The sequence below is a fragment of the Aquimarina sp. MMG015 genome (assembly GCF_018100855.1).
In the GTDB taxonomy this organism is placed as follows: domain Bacteria; phylum Bacteroidota; class Bacteroidia; order Flavobacteriales; family Flavobacteriaceae; genus Aquimarina; species Aquimarina latercula.
Map to the genome: position 1 here is coordinate 325712 of NZ_JAGJEB010000001.1, position 19777 is coordinate 345488.

The 19777-nt window shown below is 32.6% G+C and carries 16 protein-coding genes; 4 read left to right on the plus strand and 12 right to left on the minus strand.

Features of this window, described 5'->3' with window-relative positions:
• Positions 1 to 62: 62 nt before the first annotated feature.
• Positions 63 to 1415, plus strand: coding sequence for a serine hydrolase (locus J8L88_RS01410; RefSeq protein ID WP_211059757.1), 1353 nt, complete (start codon positions 63 to 65; stop codon positions 1413 to 1415).
• A 54-nt stretch (positions 1416 to 1469) separates the two neighbouring features.
• Here the strand turns inward: J8L88_RS01410 and sufD are convergent, their stop codons facing one another.
• Genes sufD through J8L88_RS01435 form a run of 5 tightly spaced genes read right to left on the minus strand, consistent with a single transcriptional unit; the run spans position 1470 to position 5826 of the window.
• Positions 1470 to 2783, minus strand: a complete 1314-nt coding sequence (gene sufD, locus J8L88_RS01415) for a Fe-S cluster assembly protein SufD (RefSeq protein ID WP_027394538.1) — start codon at positions 2781 to 2783, stop codon at positions 1470 to 1472.
• A 2-nt stretch (positions 2784 to 2785) separates the two neighbouring features.
• Positions 2786 to 3538: a Fe-S cluster assembly ATPase SufC gene (gene sufC, locus J8L88_RS01420; protein WP_027394539.1), complete on the minus strand. Its 753-nt coding sequence runs from the start codon at positions 3536 to 3538 to the stop codon at positions 2786 to 2788.
• 31 nt (positions 3539 to 3569) lie between these two features.
• Positions 3570 to 3980, minus strand: a complete 411-nt coding sequence (locus J8L88_RS01425) for a hypothetical protein (RefSeq protein WP_211059758.1) — start codon at positions 3978 to 3980, stop codon at positions 3570 to 3572.
• A gap of 26 nt (positions 3981 to 4006) precedes the next feature.
• Positions 4007 to 5452, minus strand: a complete 1446-nt coding sequence (gene sufB, locus J8L88_RS01430; RefSeq protein WP_027394540.1) for a Fe-S cluster assembly protein SufB — start codon at positions 5450 to 5452, stop codon at positions 4007 to 4009.
• 44 nt (positions 5453 to 5496) lie between these two features.
• Entirely contained in the window at positions 5497 to 5826 is a 330-nt protein-coding gene (locus tag J8L88_RS01435; RefSeq protein WP_027394541.1) for an iron-sulfur cluster assembly accessory protein, read from the minus strand.
• A 333-nt stretch (positions 5827 to 6159) separates the two neighbouring features.
• Between J8L88_RS01435 and J8L88_RS01440 the strand changes: the two genes are divergently transcribed.
• From J8L88_RS01440 to J8L88_RS01450, 3 genes are all read left to right on the plus strand, one after another.
• Positions 6160 to 6858 (plus strand): LytTR family DNA-binding domain-containing protein, encoded by a 699-nt coding sequence (locus tag J8L88_RS01440; RefSeq protein WP_211059759.1) that lies wholly within the window; start codon positions 6160 to 6162, stop codon positions 6856 to 6858.
• Between the two features lie 12 nt (positions 6859 to 6870).
• On the plus strand, positions 6871 to 8175 hold the full coding sequence (locus J8L88_RS01445; protein WP_035086075.1) for a sensor histidine kinase: 1305 nt from the start codon (positions 6871 to 6873) through the stop codon (positions 8173 to 8175).
• A 197-nt stretch (positions 8176 to 8372) separates the two neighbouring features.
• Entirely contained in the window at positions 8373 to 9320 is a 948-nt protein-coding gene (locus tag J8L88_RS01450) for a hypothetical protein (protein ID WP_211059760.1), read from the plus strand.
• A gap of 72 nt (positions 9321 to 9392) precedes the next feature.
• Here J8L88_RS01450 and J8L88_RS01455 read toward each other — a convergent pair whose 3' ends face one another.
• The 7 genes from J8L88_RS01455 to J8L88_RS01485 all read right to left on the minus strand — a co-directional run bounded on the left by J8L88_RS01455 (position 9393) and on the right by J8L88_RS01485 (position 19456).
• A complete protein-coding gene (locus J8L88_RS01455; protein WP_027394545.1) occupies positions 9393 to 10442 on the minus strand; it encodes a cytochrome-c peroxidase in 1050 nt (349 codons plus the stop codon).
• A gap of 3 nt (positions 10443 to 10445) precedes the next feature.
• Positions 10446 to 11222, minus strand: a complete 777-nt coding sequence (locus J8L88_RS01460; protein ID WP_118388287.1) for an MbnP family protein — start codon at positions 11220 to 11222, stop codon at positions 10446 to 10448.
• 14 nt (positions 11223 to 11236) lie between these two features.
• Positions 11237 to 12592, minus strand: coding sequence for a hypothetical protein (locus J8L88_RS01465; RefSeq protein WP_211059761.1), 1356 nt, complete (start codon positions 12590 to 12592; stop codon positions 11237 to 11239).
• 123 nt (positions 12593 to 12715) lie between these two features.
• A complete protein-coding gene (locus tag J8L88_RS01470; protein WP_211059762.1) occupies positions 12716 to 14080 on the minus strand; it encodes a hypothetical protein in 1365 nt (454 codons plus the stop codon).
• Positions 14081 to 14094: 14 nt separating this feature from the next.
• Complete coding sequence (locus tag J8L88_RS23720; protein ID WP_211059763.1) at positions 14095 to 16581, minus strand: choice-of-anchor B family protein; 2487 nt, start codon at positions 16579 to 16581, stop codon at positions 14095 to 14097.
• Positions 16582 to 16764: 183 nt separating this feature from the next.
• The gene (locus J8L88_RS01480; protein WP_027394549.1) at positions 16765 to 18207 is read right to left on the minus strand and encodes a choice-of-anchor B family protein; all 1443 of its coding nucleotides are present in this window, start codon (positions 18205 to 18207) and stop codon (positions 16765 to 16767) included.
• A gap of 34 nt (positions 18208 to 18241) precedes the next feature.
• Positions 18242 to 19456 (minus strand): choice-of-anchor B family protein, encoded by a 1215-nt coding sequence (locus J8L88_RS01485; protein WP_211059764.1) that lies wholly within the window; start codon positions 19454 to 19456, stop codon positions 18242 to 18244.
• Positions 19457 to 19777: the final 321 nt, after the last annotated feature.

Below are 19777 nucleotides of genomic sequence, written 5' to 3' on the forward strand. Positions count from 1 at the left end.
AAAAATAGGAACTATTTCTAAGTGATATTGTTTATTTTTAAAAGGATTTAACACTTTACACAATGAAGCGATTTAAAAAGATTTTAGGATATGGATTTATAGTAATAGTTGGACTATTAGTTGTTGCTATATTTTGGAATTACCCAAAACTTACAATACTTTCTGGATACTCTGCTAAGAATATGGCTTCTTCTGTTTTTATAGGGAATCGTAGTGTGGAGTTTACAGATATCAATGATAATAATTTTGCTCCTGTTAATTTAGCAGATGATCAGGTGAATATGACTAAAAAATCGGCAGTGGCTTCGGTTTTTGGGCTTAATGAACGAAAGGCTATTTATAGAGAAGGATTAGGAAGTGTAGTGATTGATGATGATTTTGATGAGAACGCTTCCTATTTAATCCCTAATAGAAGCAAGATTAAAACGAATTTACCATTTCCTTATGGAGATTTACCTCAAAAGGACACTGTTTTTAGTGCCGTTGATTATCAAAAGATAGCGAATATGGTTTCATCTGTTTTTGATAAAGAAGGAGAAAGCATACAAAAGACTAGAGCTGTTTTGGTAATACATAAAGATCAGATAATAGCAGAGAAGTATGCAGATGGATTGGATGAGAATTCCGTTTTATTAGGATGGTCAATGACTAAAAGTATTTTAGCTACTAATTATGGAATATTACAAAAACAAGGTAAAATAGATATTAATGATAAAGCTCCAATCAAGGAATGGGAAGATGATGAACGAAAAGAAATTACAATTAGTAACCTATTACAAATGAATTGTGGATTGGAGTGGGATGAAGATTATGGATCGATTTCTGACGCAACTACCATGTTGTATCTTGATAAGGATATGACTAAGCCTCAGATTTATAAAGAAGCAATTCATAAACCGAATGAATATTGGTATTATTCATCAGGTGTTTCTAATTTGTTGTCTGGGGTTTTAAGAGGACACTTTGATAGTTACCAAGAGTATCTTGATTTTCCGTACCGCGAATTTATTGATAAAATAGGTATGCATTCTATGCTTATAGAAACTGATATGGCGGGTAATTATGTGGGTTCTTCCTATGCGTGGGCGACAGTTAGAGATTGGGCAAAATTTGGTTTGTTATATCTTCATAGAGGGAACTGGAATGGGGAACAAATTTTTAATCCTGAATGGGTTGATTATGTTACCACTCCAACTGCAACTTCCGAAGGTGATTATGGAGGCCATTTTTGGTTGAATGCTGGAGGTTTTTATCCAGATGCTCCAAAAGACATGTATTCTGCCAATGGATTTCAGGGGCAACGAGTATTTATAATTCCTTCTAAAGACCTAGTAATTGTTCGTTTTGGATTGGTTGGAGATGCAGGTATGGATTTTAATAGGTTTATAAAGGAAATTACCGAAGCCGTGAAATAAAAAAACCTCAACAAATATATGAAGAGGTTTAGTAAATTTTATAATTCTTTATTGTTACAAATCGAAACCAATGTCAACTCCAAGCTTGTTAGCTATTAGTTTATTGATTCGTTGTTTTAGTTGAGGTATTTTTACACTTTCTAAAACATTGTTAGCAAACGCATACATAAGTAGCGCTCTTGCTTCTTTCTCTCCAATTCCTCTAGATCTCATATAAAATAGAGCTTGATCATCTAACTGACCAATAGTACAGCCGTGAGAACATTTTACGTCATCCGCAAAAATCTCTAGCTGAGGTTTAGAGTTAATCGTTGCTTTATCACTTAATAAGATATTATTATTAGATTGAAAAGCATTCGTTTTCTGTGCTTCTTTGTTTACAATGATTTTACCATTAAAAACACCAGTAGCTTTTTCGTCAAAAATACCTTTATAATCCTGATGACTTTCACAATTAGGCTCTGTATGATGCACTAATGTATTGTGATCTACATGTTGTTTGCCTTCAATAATTGTAACTCCATTAAGTATAGAGTCAATACCTTCTCCGTATTGATAGAAATTTAGATTATTTCTAGTAATATTACCTCCAAAAGCAAATGTATGCACAGAAGCAATACTTTGTGCTTGCTGCTTTATAAATGTGTTATCTATTAAAGAAGCAGATTCATTATCGTTTTGTATTTTGTAATAATCAACAATAGCTCTTTTGTCTACAAAGATTTCTGTTACAGAATTTGTAAGTACAGGATTAGGTGTTAAACTTTGGTGGCGTTCAATAATCTGTACATGTGAATTTTCTTCTACAACGATTAGATTACGAGGTTGTAAAAGTTGAGTTGATTCTTTTCCTGTAGAAAAATGAATTATTTGTATGGGCTTATCTGCAAGCTTATTTTTAGGAATATATATATAAGCTCCTTCTTTAGAAAAAGCAGTGTTCAATGAAGTTAAACCATCTTTTGGTGCAACTTTATTAAAATAGTTGTCGACTATCGGTTTATACTTATCATGATTTAGAGCAGATGACATTAAACATACATCAATCTTATCGTGTGTAGTCTCTGATAAGTGAGAAGAATATTTACCATCAATAAATACTATTTTATATGTATCTAAATCATAAAGAAAGTATTTTTTTACATCTTTAAATTCTAGTGCATTTTCTTCTTTAGGGAAAATACTGTAATCGTGTTTCAGTATAGAATTTAGTGAAGTATATTTCCAAGCTTCTTCTTTTTTCGTAGGGAAGCCTTTTTCTTCAAATACCTTTATAGCTTGGCTTCTGATATCATGAATAGGCGCATCTACATCTACCGTGTTTTCAAAAGCAAGAAAAGAAGATACTAATTTTTCTTTCAGCTCCATAATTATGCGTTTATCTCTTCTTTAATCCAATCGTACCCTTTTTCTTCTAATTCTAAAGCAAGTTCTTTAGTTCCAGATTTTACAATTTTACCATCATATAAAACGTGTACATAATCTGGTACAATATAATCTAATAGTCTTTGGTAGTGGGTAATGACAATAACAGCATTGTCCTTACTTTTTAATTTATTTACTCCATTAGCTACAATTCGTAATGCATCAATATCTAAACCAGAATCTGTTTCATCCAAAATAGCAAGTTTAGGCTCCATCATTGCCATTTGGAATATCTCATTACGTTTTTTCTCTCCACCAGAGAAACCTTGGTTAAGCGAACGAGATAAAAATTTACGATCAATATCTAATAGTTCAGATTTTTCTCGAATTTTCTTTAACATATCCTTTGCGGGCATTTCTTCTAACCCTTGTGCTTTTCTAGTCTCGTTAATTGCAGTTTTCATAAAGTTAGTAACCGTAACTCCAGGAATTTCTACAGGGTATTGAAATGAAAGAAATACACCTTTATGGGCTCTTTCTTCTGCAGCTAACTCTTCTATATCTTCACCATCTAAAAGAATATTACCTTCTGTTACTTCATATTCTTCTTTTCCTGCAACAATACTTGCTAATGTACTTTTACCAGCACCATTAGGACCCATTATTGCGTGTACTTCTCCTGCTTTTACATTTAGGTTAAGACCTTTTAAAATCTCTTTATCTTCAACGCTAGCGTGTAAATCCTTAATTTCTAACATCTTGTATTTTTGTTTCTTTTAAATAATTTTTTTAATGATTATGACCTTCATGTCCTGATGCATCAGGCTGTAATGTCGAATCCGAAGACTTTATTTTAGTAGGCAATTCTGAAGTTGGTTCACTAACACCAACAATTTCTTTTATTTCCACAACTTCTGGCCAGCCATCTTCTGTGTTTTTCTTCACGACTCCTTTAATTACCACAGGAACCATATCATATTCTTCTCTTTGTAAAGGCTTTATTTTTTCGTTTAATTCATTAGCTAAATCGTCAATGATTACACCATAAATAAAATTTTTACCTTTTATAACACCTGCATTATCAATCAATATAAACTCTCCACGTATTAAAGTGGTTTCGGAATCTGATGATTGAGATTTTTCGTTTTTACACGAAAAAATTAATAAGCTTACGATGACAAGGAGAAATGATTTTTTCATTTGTGTGAATTAGTTAGTTATACGCTTTATCCAACAGAACCTTCAAGAGAAATTTCTAGAAGTTTTTGAGCTTCTACCGCAAATTCCATAGGAAGTTTATTTAATACTTCTTTACTGAAACCGTTAACGATTAGAGCAATTGCTTTTTCTGTATCAATACCTCTTTGATTACAGTAAAATATTTGATCTTCTCCAATCTTACTTGTAGTTGCTTCGTGTTCTATTTGAGCAGTTTTATTCTTTGCTTCAATATATGGAAACGTATGAGCTCCACATTCATTGCCCATTAGTAAAGAATCGCATTGAGAAAAGTTTCGAGCATTGGTTGCTCTACTATTAATTTGTACCAATCCTCGATAACTATTTTGGGATTTTCCAGCAGAAATTCCTTTTGATATGATGGTACTTTTAGTGTTCTTTCCTAAGTGGATCATCTTGGTTCCTGTATCTGCTTGCTGAAAGTTATTAGTTACAGCAATAGAATAAAATTCACCAACAGAATGATCTCCTTTAAGAATACAGGATGGATATTTCCAAGTTACAGCTGAACCAGTTTCTACTTGAGTCCAAGAAATTTTAGCATTTGTTTCGCAAATCCCTCGTTTAGTAACGAAATTGTAAACACCACCTTTTCCTTCTGCATTACCAGGATACCAGTTTTGCACTGTAGAATATTTGATTTCTGCATCATCCAATGCGATTAATTCTACAACTGCAGCGTGTAGTTGATTTTCATCCCGTGAAGGAGCAGTACAACCTTCTAAATAACTTACATAGCTACCTTGGTCAGCTATTACTAAAGTACGCTCGAATTGACCTGTTCCTGCTTGATTAATCCTAAAATAGGTAGATAGTTCCATTGGACATCTCACACCTTTCGGGATATAACAAAAAGATCCATCGCTAAAAACTGCAGAGTTTAAAGCAGCATAAAAATTATCTTTTTGAGGAACAACAGATCCGATATGTTTACGTACTAGTTCTGGATGTTCTTGTATTGCTTCAGAAATAGAACAAAATATAATGCCTTTTTCTGCAAGAGTATCTTTAAAAGTGGTGGCTACAGAAACAGAATCCATAACAATGTCTACTGCCACACCTGCTAATTTCTTTTGTTCATCTAAAGAGATACCTAATCTTTTGAATGTATCCAGTAATTCTGGATCTACTTCATCAAGACTGTCATATTTTGGCTTTTTATTAGGTGCCGAGTAATAAGAAATATCTTGAAAATTAGGTTTTTCGTAATTTACGTTTGCCCATTCAGGCTCTTCCATTTGTTCCCACACTTTAAATGCCTCAAGTCTCCAGTCAGTCATCCATTGAGGTTCATTTTTTTTCTTTGAAATCGCACGAACAATATCTTCATTTAGACCAACAGGAAATGTTTCAGATTCTATATCGGTATAAAATCCGTACTCATATTCTTTGGTTTCTAATTCTTTTTTTAAGTCGTCTTCAGTATATGCCATCTTGCTAAGTCTTAAGGGGTAGCTTAAGATCTTTTTTTAAATTTTTAAAGGGAAAAACTTTCTCCGCAACCGCAAGTTCTGTTTGCGTTTGGGTTATTAAAAACGAAACCGGTTCCGTTAAGACCTCCGGAATATTCTAGGGTAGTACCAATAAGGTATAAAAAGCTTTTTTTATCAACAATTATTTTTACACCGTTGTCTTCAAAAACTTTATCTCCTTCTTCTTGAGTTTTATCAAATTTTAAGTCATATGATAAACCGGAACAACCTCCACTTTTAACACCTACACGGACGTAGTCTGAAGAAGCGTCATAACCGTCATCACTCATCAATTCTACGACTTTCTTTTTAGCTGTGTCTGATACCTTAATCATATTTTATAGATAGATTAATTCTAAATTGAATGCAAATATACTACATAAGTAGGTTTTATTTACATAACCTAACATTTATCTAACATATATTGGAATAGGTATAATCTATAATCAATATACTTATGCGTGTGTTTAGTATTTATTTGTAAAATTTAATATTGATTTAAATCAAAAATGAGATTTGATTTTCTAACTGTGATTAATACTTTTTCACAAAACTATAATATTATAATAACATTTTTTTATGACGTGTAATAACAATTTTAACGTTCCTTGAACTAAGGAAATCAATAGAGAGGAATTGCTTTTTTTGGAATCGTAAATTTTTTTGAAATGAATTCAATTAAGTCAATTTTAATCGATGACGAGGAAGATGCTATCCAATCATTAGAATGGAAAATTTGTCGATATTGTCCGTATATTGAAATTGTTGAGACAATTTCTAATCCTTTAGAGGCTATAAAAATCATAGAAAACACAAATCTTGATTGTGTTTTTATAGATATAAAGATGCCAAATCTTACTGGCTTTGATATTTTAGAGGCATTACACCAAAGAGACTTCTTTGTTGTGATTACATCAGCTTTTGAGAATTATGCTTTAAAAGCGATACAATTTTCTGTGTTTGATTATTTATTGAAACCTATTGATAAGGATGATCTAATGCGCATCTATAAAAAACTTTGTCAGCATATTAATAACCCTTCTCAATCAACTATAGTAAAACTTTGTGTAAATGGAGTAATTCATTTTTTAAAAAAAGATGAGATTATAATGTTAAAAGCAGAAGGAAATTATACTAAGGTATTTTTAATTGATGATCGTAAGTTGTTTTTATCAAAAACCTTAAAAGAGGTTACAGAGGTATTGCCAGAAAGTTGCTTTTTTAGGGTACATAATTCTTATTGTATTAATCTACGTCATGTACAGGAATACAGAAAGAATCAAGGAGGTATTATAATTATGAGTAATGGTCAGCATGCTAGTATTAGTAGAAATCGAAAAAATGAATTTCTAATAAAGATGCACTAAACCTTTTTTTGTTTGGATTTTCAAAACTTCAACATATGGTTACAAGGAGTATTATTTGTGATTTCTTTATATCCTTTATTGATATACTTTAGAAGCAAAAACAAAATATTTCTTTTTTATAGTCTTTATGTAATTTGCCTTCTTTTTTATTTTTCATATTACGGATCCATTGTTTTTTACGAATTGTTTTTTTCTTATAGAAAGCCAATTATATTCTATGGAGTACAGTTTTTGGCATATTCTTTTTACATCTCATTCATGCGAGAATTGTTAGAAACTAAAAAATATATTCCTAAATGGGATTACATTTTAAACGTTACAAGATGGGTTTTTATAGGTTGTATTTTCTTGATAGGAATATTAGACGTTTTAGTATCATCAAAAGAACTTTTTGTATTTGTTGCTCTGGTTCTGGTTTTAATGACGGTTTTTGCTTTTGTAAGCTATTTTAAAGTATATAAAATTGAAGCTTCACAAGTCAAATTACTTATTGCAGGGTCTTGTATTTACGTGATTATGGCGAACATAAGCCTCTACTTTTCTTATGCTGGGTATAATGAATCATTTGATTCTATAATTTTTATGGAAATAGGAGCAATTCTAGAAGTTTTGATTTTTGCTTTGGCAATTGGCAATAAGATTAAGAAGATCTCCGATGATAAAAAAGAAACTCAATTGAGACTAATGAGGAGTTCGTTAGAAGCTTCTGAACTTAAAATAATAGCGCTTAAAGCACAGATGAACCCACATTTTATCTTCAATGTTCTTAATTCAATAAACAATTATATTCTTAGAAATGATATCGAGAAAGCGTCAGATTATTTAACTAAATTTTCTAAGCTAATTAGAAAAGTATTAAAAAATTCTACCGAAAGAACAATTCCATTATCACAGGAGATAGAAGTTGTTAGAAGTTATGTCGAATTGGAAAGACTAAGAATTAAAAGTGATTTTTCCTTTTGTATAGAAAAAACAACAGATCTCTCTAAAATAAAGATTCCTCCGCTTTGTTTACAACCGTTTGTTGAAAATGCTATTTGGCATGGTCTACAATCCAAAAAAACAGAAAAACTATTACAAATTGAAATTAAACAACCTGACAAGGAAAGTGTGGAAATAGTAATTTTAGATAATGGCATTGGAAGAAAAAACGCGTCAGAATTAAAAAACACTTCGGATAACAGCTCGTTTGGATCAAAGGTCACAAGGGAAAGAATTCTTGCGATACACCCTAAAAACAGATTGTTTATAGAGGATTTTGAAAAAGAAAACATATTAGAACCGGGAACTAAGGTTACTATTCATTTACATAAATAACGAGCTATCATTCTTTATGAACCATCTACTAAATATTTTAAACCATTTACTAATATTTAGAACTCTGTAGTAATTAACTTCTATAACTTTGATAGTGTGTCTATTTTGAATACGAAGGTATTTAAACACAAAATTGATTTTGCGCAAATCGAGAAACCTAAGAACTATATTGTTCACTAACTCTTAAAACAATTTTTATGAAAACCGTAAACAAAGCTATCGTTAAAATGATGCAGATTGCATTGGTTTTAATGTTTGTATTTTCTTGTACAAAAGATGAAACAACAGAGGTGTATCAAGAACCGGATGCACTGGTGGAATCTGAATATGGACTAGAAGCTATTTCTGATAAAGAAATTCCTCAAGAAGTTCTAAATCAGCTAGAAACAACAAAAGATAATTTGGAAAAATACATGAGTGATGTATTACAAATTGTTGATTATACCATCATAGGAAAAGTTCCTAATGCGAAAAGTTTAAATATGACTTTTGAAGCAATATCAAAATCTTCTTCGACTGTAGCTTATGGTAATATTATGGATCCCGAAACAGTTGTTGTTGGGAATTTAAACAAGTTGCTTCCTAGTAAAACGCAGGAAGGAACTGATCTTTTAAAAGAATATGCATCAGATCAAATTAAAGTAGGAGATAAAGCAATTGAATTGACTTGGAACTATAAAGGAGAAACTTTCAAAACAATAGCATTTTATAATGATGAAGGTATTACTTGGGATAATCTTATGATAGGTCTTATTATGATGAATCCTGAACCTGAAATGGAACTTAAGAATAATGCTAATGAAAAAGCTGGCGTTAGGTGGAATTCATACAAAAGAAGCTGGTATGGAAATTGGCTTTGGGGTTCTAGAAGAGGAACTATTTATTATGAAATTACAGTGTATCATACTAATGGTACAGTCAGTAATACTGATATTACTGATTATGGACATATGAATATTGGATCTGCTAAATCAGAAAGTAGAGTGTTAAAAGAAACAGGGAGTTATGGTAGAGGTCAATATGCCTTAGGTCTTTGTACACCAATCGCTTCATTAAAATTTAACGAAGACAATTTTGAGGTTTCTGTAAGCGGAGTAGGAAGCAATATTATTTCCAATGGAACTAAGTCTCTTTATCCAAATTAGATAGGGTTAGAATATTAAAATTAAGATATAAAAAGAAAGCTGTGAATAAATACTATTTGTCCACAGCTTTTTTTAGAATTCAGAAAAACGATTATCGTTTACAAAATTATCATCCGTTAATGTTTTTAAAAAGGAGATAATTTGATTTTTTTCTTCTGCAGTCATAGGAATTCCTATAATTGTTCCATCAGTATTTTTAAAAATAGGATCTATTGTTTCTGAGTCAACCATACCGTCACTATAATGATCTAGTACATCATTTAATGTTTTTAACCTACCATCGTGCATGTAAGGAAAGGTTAATTCGATATTTCTTAACGTAGGCACCTTAAACTTATGTAGATCAGAAGCAAGACCAGTAACACGGTTTCGGCCTATATCATTATATTCTGGATCCACTGGTAATCCGTTATTACGATATGATTGATCTGTCGATAGTGTTCCAGAATGGCAAGAAGCACATTTAGAGGTGAATAATTCAAAACCAGCAGCTTCATCATCAGTAAAAACAGACCCTTCGTTTCTCTCAATTTTATCGTATTTAGAGTTTGATGAAATCATCATAATCATAAATTGTGATAACGCTTTGAGTAAATTTTCAGAGTTGATTTTTTGATCTTCAAATGCCTCGGCAAACAGCGTTACATATTCGGGTTGTTCTTCGAGTTTTTTAATAATACCTGAAAAAGACTCATTCATTTCTACTTCTGCGGTAATAGGAATAATAGGTTGTAGATCTAAATGTATGGCAGCACCATCCCAAGTAAATTCTTTCATAAATGCGAGGTTGTGCAATGGTTGTGCATTGCGTGTGCCAAGGGCCCCATTTACTCCATGACTTACGATATGTGTATGATGTGTAAAAGCAAAATCTTGAATATGACAGAATCCACAGGATATAACACCATCAGAAGATAAGCGACCATCATAAAATAGTTTTTTACCTAATTCGAATCCTTTTTCTGTAGGAGGATTAAGAGTTACATTATACGTTGGTTCTGGGAAGTTGGACGGAATTGTAAATTCCAGCTCCGGATTTTGATTAATAGGTACATAGTCTTCTTTATCAGAACCACATGCGACTCCAAGAAGAATTAAGACTATGTAACCTATTTTTTTTATCATTTAATTAGAACTGTTTATAGTAAACATTGTGCTTATATTTTCTGCTAAAATAGGTGCATTTATAGGATCTACTTGAACATCACTTTTTTGCTGAAGAGAATGAGTATTTGTACTGTCAAAAATTTTAGAAACATCTGTATCAATTGATAAGTTAGAAGTAACCTGATCTTCAATGGTAATAGTATTAGATATATCTAATGTAATTTCTTTATAATTATCCAAAACTTCTCCATGACTTCCTATGTGTAACAAAAAATCACTAGCAGTTCCTCCTTGAGGAGTAAAGGAACCTTCAAACTTAACAAACTTGTAACCTGCGGACCAAGACCACAACATTCCTTGTTCTTCTGCTGTTGGAATAAAATTAGCGACCCCGTTTAGAGGATAATTAGATTGATCAACTCCAACACCGAATTTGATTTTAGTATATTCACCAGTATCAATATTGCTAAGCGAAATTTGCTTGCTCGATGATACCTCTTCATTAATTAAGAAATAACTATCTGCAACTGGATATATAAACTCATCTCCGTTTTCTTTTATCAAAACAATATTACTAATGATATATTTTAGTTCAGAAACGGTATAATTTTCATTACTCTGGTTATCGTAAGATTCTGTATTTAGTACTAAAAGTTCAGAACCAACTTTATTAATGAAATCTATATCTAAAGCACCAAACTTAGGAGTATTGTCGATATCTATTACATTTGGATCATCGTCTTTACAAGATAATATAGTTATTAGAGTGAGCATTATTAGCGTGAGTTTTTTCATTTTTTTTGTTTTTATTATTTATATTTTATAATTAAGAGGTCTTTAGATCCTTTATTATTTGGGATGTCAAAATCATTACTTTCTGAGTTCCCAACTACTACTATTTTTTTATCCGAAGTTTGGATACAACTAAAACCAATATCATTCGCACTTCCACCTGTTGTTTCGTTCCATAATATATCACCATTGGCATTAATTATTATATTCCAGAGGTCAGCCTGACCTTTATTGTCTGAAACATCTTGGTCAGTACTTCTAGTGTTTCCTGTGAGTATAAAATTCCCATCATCCATTCTATGAATTCCTCTACCGGTGTCAAATTCTGTTCCACCAATAGATTTTTGCCATATAAGATTACCTGTGGTATCAATTTGTATGACCCATAAGTCCGCAACTCCCTTGGCATCAGTTATGTAGCCATCATTACTTCTAGTATCCCCTACAATAATATATTTTCCATCGCCTGTAGCTTCTATTGTATAGCTAGTATCAATTTGCGAGCCTCCAAAAGATTTTTCCCATACTAGGGCTCCTTCAGAATTAATTTTTATAATCCAAAAATCGTAACTACCATTGTTATTGGTGATATTTACATCTATACTCTCAGATGAACCAATCATAATATAACCTTCATCTTCTGTTTGTATTACATCGTAACCCCTATCATTACCAGTTCCTCCAAAATAATGATTCCATTCCTGATTTCCTTCAGCATCCAGTTTGATTCCCCAAAAAGAACTACCACCGTGCAATGTGGTAACATTTTTGTTAGCCTTCCCACGATCATTAATATCTGCTGCCTCAATAAAGCCAGTAATAAAATAACCATTATCTGCAGTTTGTATGACAGAAAAAGCTTGATCAATACCACCAAAACCAAAACTTTTTTCCCAAGAAATTTCTCCTGTTACATTTGTTTTGATCATCCATAAATCCTGAAGTCCCGCATTGGTACTTACATCCTCATCATTACTTCTACTATACCCAACTATTACAAACCCACCATCTGTGGCTTGTATTAGTTTTGTTGCGCTATCCTCATTGGTACCACCATAAGTTTTGCTCCATAATAGATCGCCATTCTGGTTTAATTTAAGCAACCAATAATCACTATCTGTTGCTGTTTTATCAATGATATCGCCATCGAGACTTTGCGTAAACCCAGCAATTGCATATCCTCCATCTAGTGTTTCTACTACAGATACTGCACTGTCTTCATTGCTTCCACCAAAAGTTTTGCTCCATTCTATCTCACCCTGAAATTCACTATCTGGGGTAATTACAGGTTCATTTGTGTTGTTATTATCTTTGCTGCAACTTATCAAATTGATTAGTATAATAAAGACGGTTGAGGTTTTAAAGAAGTTCATTAATTTTTCATTTCGTAATTTGAGGTATACTTTACAAAATTACTGTTGTGAGTAACAAAATAAATTTTCACTGTTTTTTAAAAAACATAAATTTCTTTAATAACGAATTCAAAGCCTTATTTATTATTTATATTTTATTATTATAATATCCTTATTTCCTTGATTATTCGGAACGTCTATATCATTGCTTTCAGTACTACCAACTATCAAAATCTTTTTATCTTGCGTTTCTGTACATCCTACTGCAAATTCTGCTAAAGATCCACCAATGGTAGATTTCCATATGACATCTCCAGTACTATCAATTAGAATATTCCAGATATCACTTTGACCCTGATTTTCATCAACATCTCCGTTATTACTTCTGGAATTGCCGGTGATAATAAAACCACCTTCTTGTGTAGCATAAATTCCTCTTGCCGTATCGAACTCTGTTCCTCCTAATGATTTTTCCCAGATTAAATTCCCATTATCATCAATTTGAATCATCCATAGATCGGCGTTTCCTTTAGCGTTAGAAATATCACCATCAGAACTTCTAGAATCCCCTACAATAATATATTTTCCATCACCAGATGTTGCAATTGCGTATCCAACATCAATTTCAGAACCTCCAAAAGATTTTTCCCAGACTTTAGTTCCTTCTGCGTTAATTTTAACGACCCAAAAATCATAGCTGCCATTAGGAGCACTAATATCAAAATCATCACTTTCCGAAGACCCTATCATTAAAAAACCTCCATCTTCGGTCTGTACTGTGTCATAGCTTCTATCATTATTTGTTCCTCCAAAATAACGTCTCCATTCTTTGTTTCCTGAAGCATCTAATTTAATTCCCCAGAATTCTCCAACTCCATGTTTTTCAAAAAATGTTTTATTATCATTTCCCTCACCATTACTAGCTGTAACATCCAGAAAACCGGTGAGGAAATACCCATTATCAGTAGTTTGTACAACAGAAAATGCACGATCAATACCAGGAAACCCAAAAGATTTTTCCCATTCTAAATTTCCGGAAGCATCAATTTTTACAATCCAATAGTCTTGTAGTCCTGCATTTTCACTTACATCACCATCAGTACTTCTACTATAGCCAACTAAAGCATAACCACCATCTATGGTTTTAATAATTCTTTGTCCACGATCATCTCCAGTACCACCATAGGTTTTACTCCAGAGAATAGTTCCTTCCGTAGAAAGTTTTAAAACCCAAAAATCACTATCGGTGGCATCTTTATCGGTTATATCACCATCAATACTTTGTGTGTATCCAAAAACAACATAACTCCCATCTTCAGACTCTATAATGGATAAAGCATCATCTTCTCCACTTCCTCCAAAAGTTTTAACCCATTCTACGGTTCCCTGAAAACCGTCATCTGGATTTACAGGAGGTGTAGAAGTTGTATTATCATCACTGCTACAACCTACAATACTTGTAACAAGAAAAACTAATAGAAATTTATGAAAGAACTTGAATTTACACATGTGTTAGTATTAAATTATCTTTTTATTAAACGTTTGGTAATTTGGTTATTATCGTTAAAAACTTTTAAAAGATAAACTCCAGAATTTAAACTTGAGACGTCTATTGTTTTTGTAACGTTTCCTTTACTTATCAATTGTCCGGTAATGGATGTAATTTCATACGATGCTGTTTGATCTGTATTTAAAAATACTTCCAGAACTTGACCAAATACTGGATTTGGGTATATTTTCAACGCCAGAATATCTTCATCCTCATTACCAAAAACCGGAATTATATTAGAGGTTACTATCTGCTCATTATTAGATCTTCCACAAGAACCTTCATAGATCTTTACAGAAGAAAACTCTGAGGTATTACCAGAGCCACTATCATTATCATTTATAAACACCAGTCTGTCCATTGTTCCTGTGTAGAAACTTCCTACTGGAATTACATATGTTGTGAAATCATTACCGGAATAGTTATCATAGTTGGTAACACCGTAATTTTGTGTACCATGAACTTTGAAATATCTAGTGGAAGTTAAGGTGTTATCATTTTCAAAACCAATAGCATGAATTTCTCCTTGAGACGAGGTTCTGAACTCAAATTCAATTACGGTATTGGGAGTTACAGTATAGTTATAAGGAATATATTTCCAAGTATTATTGGTTAAAGATAATGTTGTACCTGTATTATTTACAACGAAGTCGCCAGCTGAATCCTGATTGGAGAATGGTGTGATCTGAAAATCTCTAAAATCAATACTATCACAAGTTGGAGGAGGAGTGTTACCATCCGTAATATTCACATCATCTAAGGCAATATCGCTCTGCCATCCCTGAGAACCACTTCCTGTTATAGTAATAAATCGTAATTGAACACTTGCTTCTCCAGAATATGAGGATAAATCTATTGTTGCAGCATTCCAGTTGTTTCCTTGATCTCCGTTTCTGTTAAAAATAGATGACCAATTTCCTTGGTTGTCAATTCTTGCTTCTACTGTTAAACTGTTAATAGCGCTTCCTAACATGTGATACTGAAATGTTAAGCTCGGTGATGTAAGATTTGTAAAATCTAAACAAGGAGAATTTAAAACTGCACTTTTGTTTGGATAACCTGTTCCGTTACCAGAAGCTTCTACATAGATATAGGTATTACCATCTGATGCAGTGGTTGGACCTGTTCCTGTGGAAGGAGTACCTCCAGAATCTCTAGTCCAATTTAGGTCATCATCAGAAGCATTTTCCCAAAACCCAAAACTAGATTCAAAACTTTCACTAAACGGAAAAGAATTTACGACAGAAGAACAGTCATCTCCACCACCATCTCCGGGTTCACTTTTTCTTACTAAGAAAAAACCACCTTCTATGTCACTTATAACTATATTTCCACTGTTAAAATATGGATATATATTCCAAGCTCCATTAAAAGAAGCACTATTACTAGATGGATACGTGTCAAAATATCCAATTTCATTAATATTTGTATTACCTATATCTGCAATATCAATAACTCTAAACCCAGCTCTATAATTAGCCAAATAAAACTTATCTCCTTTTACATATCCATTATGATCAATAGCTGGAGTAGGTCCATTATATATCATATGTTGTTGCGGATTATCTAGATCTTCAAAATCAAAAATAATAGTCCTTGTATTAAAACCTACACCTTGCTCATCTGTCTCGTCTCCTAAAAGAAAATATCTCATATCATCAGTGAACCACCCTTGGTGTGTATATCCAATATTTGTATACTGTATGGTAGAAATTGTTGTTGGATTCGATTTATCGGTAATATCAGCAATTACTACTTCGATCTCATTACTTCCGATAAGAATTTCTCTTCCGTTATAATCTGGATCAGGACCACTATAGGTAACTACTTGAGCATCGTGAGTATAAGCTCTTTGGCCTCCTGATAAAAAACCACCAGCATTGGTTGGGTTTTTAGGATCTTGAATGTTTATGAATAATGGTCCTCCGTTGTAGGGCCCAGAACCTCTTTGTGCTCCTACAATATAAGCAAATCCAGTATCTTCATTAATTACAATATTATGCGCATTTCCAAATTGAGTATATCGAGTATCTGCAGAAAAAGTAGCAGGAGGATTAGAAACGTTACGCAACCTAGTTAGATCAAAAACCTGCATACCATGACCAGAAGCTTCACTTACAATAAAAGCATGATTATCATAAACCTTAACATCTCTCCATAGACTATTACCTGTTGCAGTAGGGAGTTTTCCCAGATAAACTGGGTTAGTGGGGTTAGAAATATCTATAAATGCTGTACCATTGTTTAAACCAATAATTGCATATTCTTTAGATGTTTGCGTATCTGTCCACCCCCAACTGTCATTTCCAGAGCTAGCATTCATTTGAGAAAGTGTAATAGTAGACATAAGGTCGTAATCTTTACATGGATAAGATCCGGCAAATCCATTGGTACAAGGCGTTTGACTATGGCAAATAGTAAAGCATACTAGGAAGCATAGAGCTAAGGTTAGTCTTTTCATGAGTTTGTGTAATTTTAGAAGTTAGTTAAACTAGTTAGTTAGACTAGCGAATTACACAAAATTAATCTAAAAAAACCCAAACTCGGTCCTAGCTTTCCACACTATTTATCCGGTTTAACCATCTCGTAATCAGTATTTAATTTAATTGTTGAGTTATTAAACTTTAACCTTTAAATAAAGTTGTTATTTAACAATCAATTTTTTAGTTACATCATTTATTTTAATAAGATATATTCCTGGCGCGTATGCTAGAGATAATGTAATATTTTTAGCATTATCTGGATTATGAAATTCTTCGATTTTCTTACCAATTACATTATAAATTTCTATTTTTTCTAAGCCTTTAATGTCACCTCCATCAATTGTAATACTAGAGTTCGTAGGGTTAGGGTAGATTGCAAAATTTGATTTTTCTTCAAAATCATTTACACTTAGGGTATTTGTTTGTCTAACAAGTAAAAACCCTCTTTCAATATCACTAATTACGATATTTCCACTTTCAAAATATGGATAGATGCTCCAGGCACCGTTAAATGCAGCACTGTTACTAGATGGATAAGTATCGAAAGAACCTATTTCGGTTACATTATTATTGGCAATGTCAGAAATATCAAGGACACGCAAACCAGCTCTATAGTTGGCCATATAGAATTTATTTCCTTTTACATAACCGTTATGATCAATTGCAGGAGTAGGACCAGTATAATTCATGTGGAAAGCTGGATTGTCAAGATCATTAAAATCAAAAATTATAGTTCTAGTATTAAATCCCACTCGACTTTCATCGCCTTCATCGCCTAGTAAAAAATAACGTTGGTCTTCAGTAAACCAACCTTGATGAACATATCCTATATCGGAATAGCCAATAGTTGATATTGTTACAGGGTTTGATTTATCCGTAATATCAGCAATAACGATTTCTATTTCATTACTACCTATTAGAATTTCTCGACCAGTATAGTCGGTATCCGGACCGTTATAAATTACTGCTTGTGCATCATGACTATATGCCTCTCCTCCTGTAGAGAGAAACCCACCTGCAGCAACCGGGTTTTTTGGGTCTCGAATATCAATAAATAAAGGTCCTCCTTGGTATGTTCCTGATCTACTTGTTCCAACAGCGTAGGCAAAACCAGAACCCTCATTGATTACAATATTATGCGCATTTCCAAAACCTGTATATCTATTATCTTCAGTAAATGTTTGCGGAGGATTAGTAATGCTTCGTAATCTAGTAAGGTCAAATACTTGCATCCCGTGACTACCGGATGAAATGAAATCGGCTACGATATAGGCGTGATTTTGATATACTTTTACATCTCTCCAAGAGCTAGATCCCACTGCAGAAGGTAATTTTCCTAAATATATAGGACTTAATGGATCCGAAATATCAATAAAAGCGGTTCCATTATCTAAACCAATAATTGCATATTCTTTACCATCTATAGAATCAGTCCATCCCCAGCTATCGCTACCTTCATTTGCATTCATAGTAGATAATGAAATTTGAGACATTAGATCATAATCGTTACAAGGAAAAGAACCTGCCATTCCATTTTCACATATTGTTTGAGATTGTAAAATGAATGATAAAAACAAGAAACTAAGTAAGGTTTTTTTTTGCATTGATTTGGTTTTTAAGAGTATAATTGTGTTATTTTTATGGAGTACTTTCTTTTACTAATATAAATCCAGAGTTGATATCGCTAATTACAATATTTCCACTTTCGAAATATGGATATACATTCCAAGCACCACTAAATCCAGCACTATCGTTTGATGGAAAGGTATCTATATATCCTATTTCGGTCATCGACATAGATGCAATATCTGAAATATCAATAATTCTAATACCCGCTCTATAATTAGCTAAATAAAACTTATTTCCTTTTACATATCCATTATGATCAATAGCCGGAGTTGATCCTATATAATTCATATGAAATTTTGGATTATCCAAATCTTCAAAATCGAATACAACTGTTCTAGTATTAAAACCTACTCTTTGTTCATCAAGCTCGTCGCCTAATAAGAAAAACCGTTGATTCTCTGTAAACCATCCTTGATGAGTGTATCCGATATTTTCATAATTGATAGTAGAAATGGTTATAGGATTATTTTTGTCAGTAATGTCAGCAATTACTATTTCTATCTGATTACTACCAATTAGAATTTCGCGACCGGTATAGTCAGTATCAGGGCCATTATACGTTACTACTTGTGCATCATGGCTGTAAGCATCTCCTCCATCAGAAATAAAACCTCCTGCCGCTACAGGGTTTGTAGGATCTTGAATATTTACAAAATGAGGTCCTCCGCCAAAAGTAGATGTTCCTACCCCATATGCGTAACCGGTGTTTTCATTGATTACAATATTATGTGCGTTGCCAAAGCCAGTATATGTTGTATTAGCAGTAAATGTTTGTGGTGGATTAGTTACATTTCTTAAACTAGTCAAATCAAAAACTTGCATTCCGTGGCCAGCAGCTTCACTTACTATAAAAGCATGGTTTTGATATACTTTTGCATCCCGCCAAGAACTATTTTCTGTTGCTGTAGGTAGTTTTCCCAGATAAATAGGGGATTCAGGAGTAGAAATATCAATAAAAGCAGTACCGTTGTTTAGACACATAATTACATATTCTTTTCCGTTGCTAGGATCTGTCCAACCCCAACTATCATTTCCTCCAGTTGCTCCCATTTCCGAAAGTGATATTGAGGAAACGAAATTAATTCCACAACTTTGGTAAATCCCTCCGTCACTTTCAGTTGAGCAAGCTATAATTGGAGTATTTGTATTGTCATCATCATTACTACAGCTTACAAAAGATAAAAGGATCGAAATAAATACGACGGGACTAAAGTATTTTTTCATATTTAATTTAATAGAATTAATTATTAACGAAGAGTACATATATATAACAAGTTAATTAAGAAATACCCTATAAACCCATAGTATTAAAGCTACTTAAAAGGTAATTTAGAGGGATTATTTTTTATCCATACTTTGGTTAAAAAGGTAACAAAATTTTATGACTGTTGATATAAAGATGTAAAACGAAGAAATTATTAAAAATTAAGTTTGTAGGGATATAGTATTGAGTACGCAATGGAAATAAAAGAAGTATCTATAGCTAGAAATTGGAGTTAAGTGTTGGCTTTGATAGCACTTATAATTTAATTGTACTCATTTTAT

Excerpts from the sequence above, each read along its gene's own strand:
- J8L88_RS01460 (WP_118388287.1), bottom strand. The coding sequence starts at position 11,222 with ATGAAAAAACTCACGCTAATAATGCTCACTCTAATAACTATATTATCT.
- J8L88_RS01410 (WP_211059757.1), top strand. The coding sequence starts at position 63 with ATGAAGCGATTTAAAAAGATTTTAGGATATGGATTTATAGTAATAGTT.
- J8L88_RS01470 (WP_211059762.1), bottom strand. The coding sequence starts at position 14,080 with ATGTGTAAATTCAAGTTCTTTCATAAATTTCTATTAGTTTTTCTTGTT.
- J8L88_RS01440 (WP_211059759.1), top strand. The coding sequence starts at position 6,160 with ATGAATTCAATTAAGTCAATTTTAATCGATGACGAGGAAGATGCTATC.
- J8L88_RS01485 (WP_211059764.1), bottom strand. The coding sequence starts at position 19,456 with ATGAAAAAATACTTTAGTCCCGTCGTATTTATTTCGATCCTTTTATCT.
- J8L88_RS01480 (WP_027394549.1), bottom strand. The coding sequence starts at position 18,207 with ATGCAAAAAAAAACCTTACTTAGTTTCTTGTTTTTATCATTCATTTTA.
- J8L88_RS01425 (WP_211059758.1), bottom strand. The coding sequence starts at position 3,980 with ATGAAAAAATCATTTCTCCTTGTCATCGTAAGCTTATTAATTTTTTCG.
- J8L88_RS01465 (WP_211059761.1), bottom strand. The coding sequence starts at position 12,592 with ATGAACTTCTTTAAAACCTCAACCGTCTTTATTATACTAATCAATTTG.
- J8L88_RS23720 (WP_211059763.1), bottom strand. The coding sequence starts at position 16,581 with ATGAAAAGACTAACCTTAGCTCTATGCTTCCTAGTATGCTTTACTATT.
- sufB (WP_027394540.1), bottom strand. The coding sequence starts at position 5,452 with ATGGCATATACTGAAGACGACTTAAAAAAAGAATTAGAAACCAAAGAA.
- J8L88_RS01435 (WP_027394541.1), bottom strand. The coding sequence starts at position 5,826 with ATGATTAAGGTATCAGACACAGCTAAAAAGAAAGTCGTAGAATTGATG.
- sufC (WP_027394539.1), bottom strand. The coding sequence starts at position 3,538 with ATGTTAGAAATTAAGGATTTACACGCTAGCGTTGAAGATAAAGAGATT.
- J8L88_RS01450 (WP_211059760.1), top strand. The coding sequence starts at position 8,373 with ATGAAAACCGTAAACAAAGCTATCGTTAAAATGATGCAGATTGCATTG.
- sufD (WP_027394538.1), bottom strand. The coding sequence starts at position 2,783 with ATGGAGCTGAAAGAAAAATTAGTATCTTCTTTTCTTGCTTTTGAAAAC.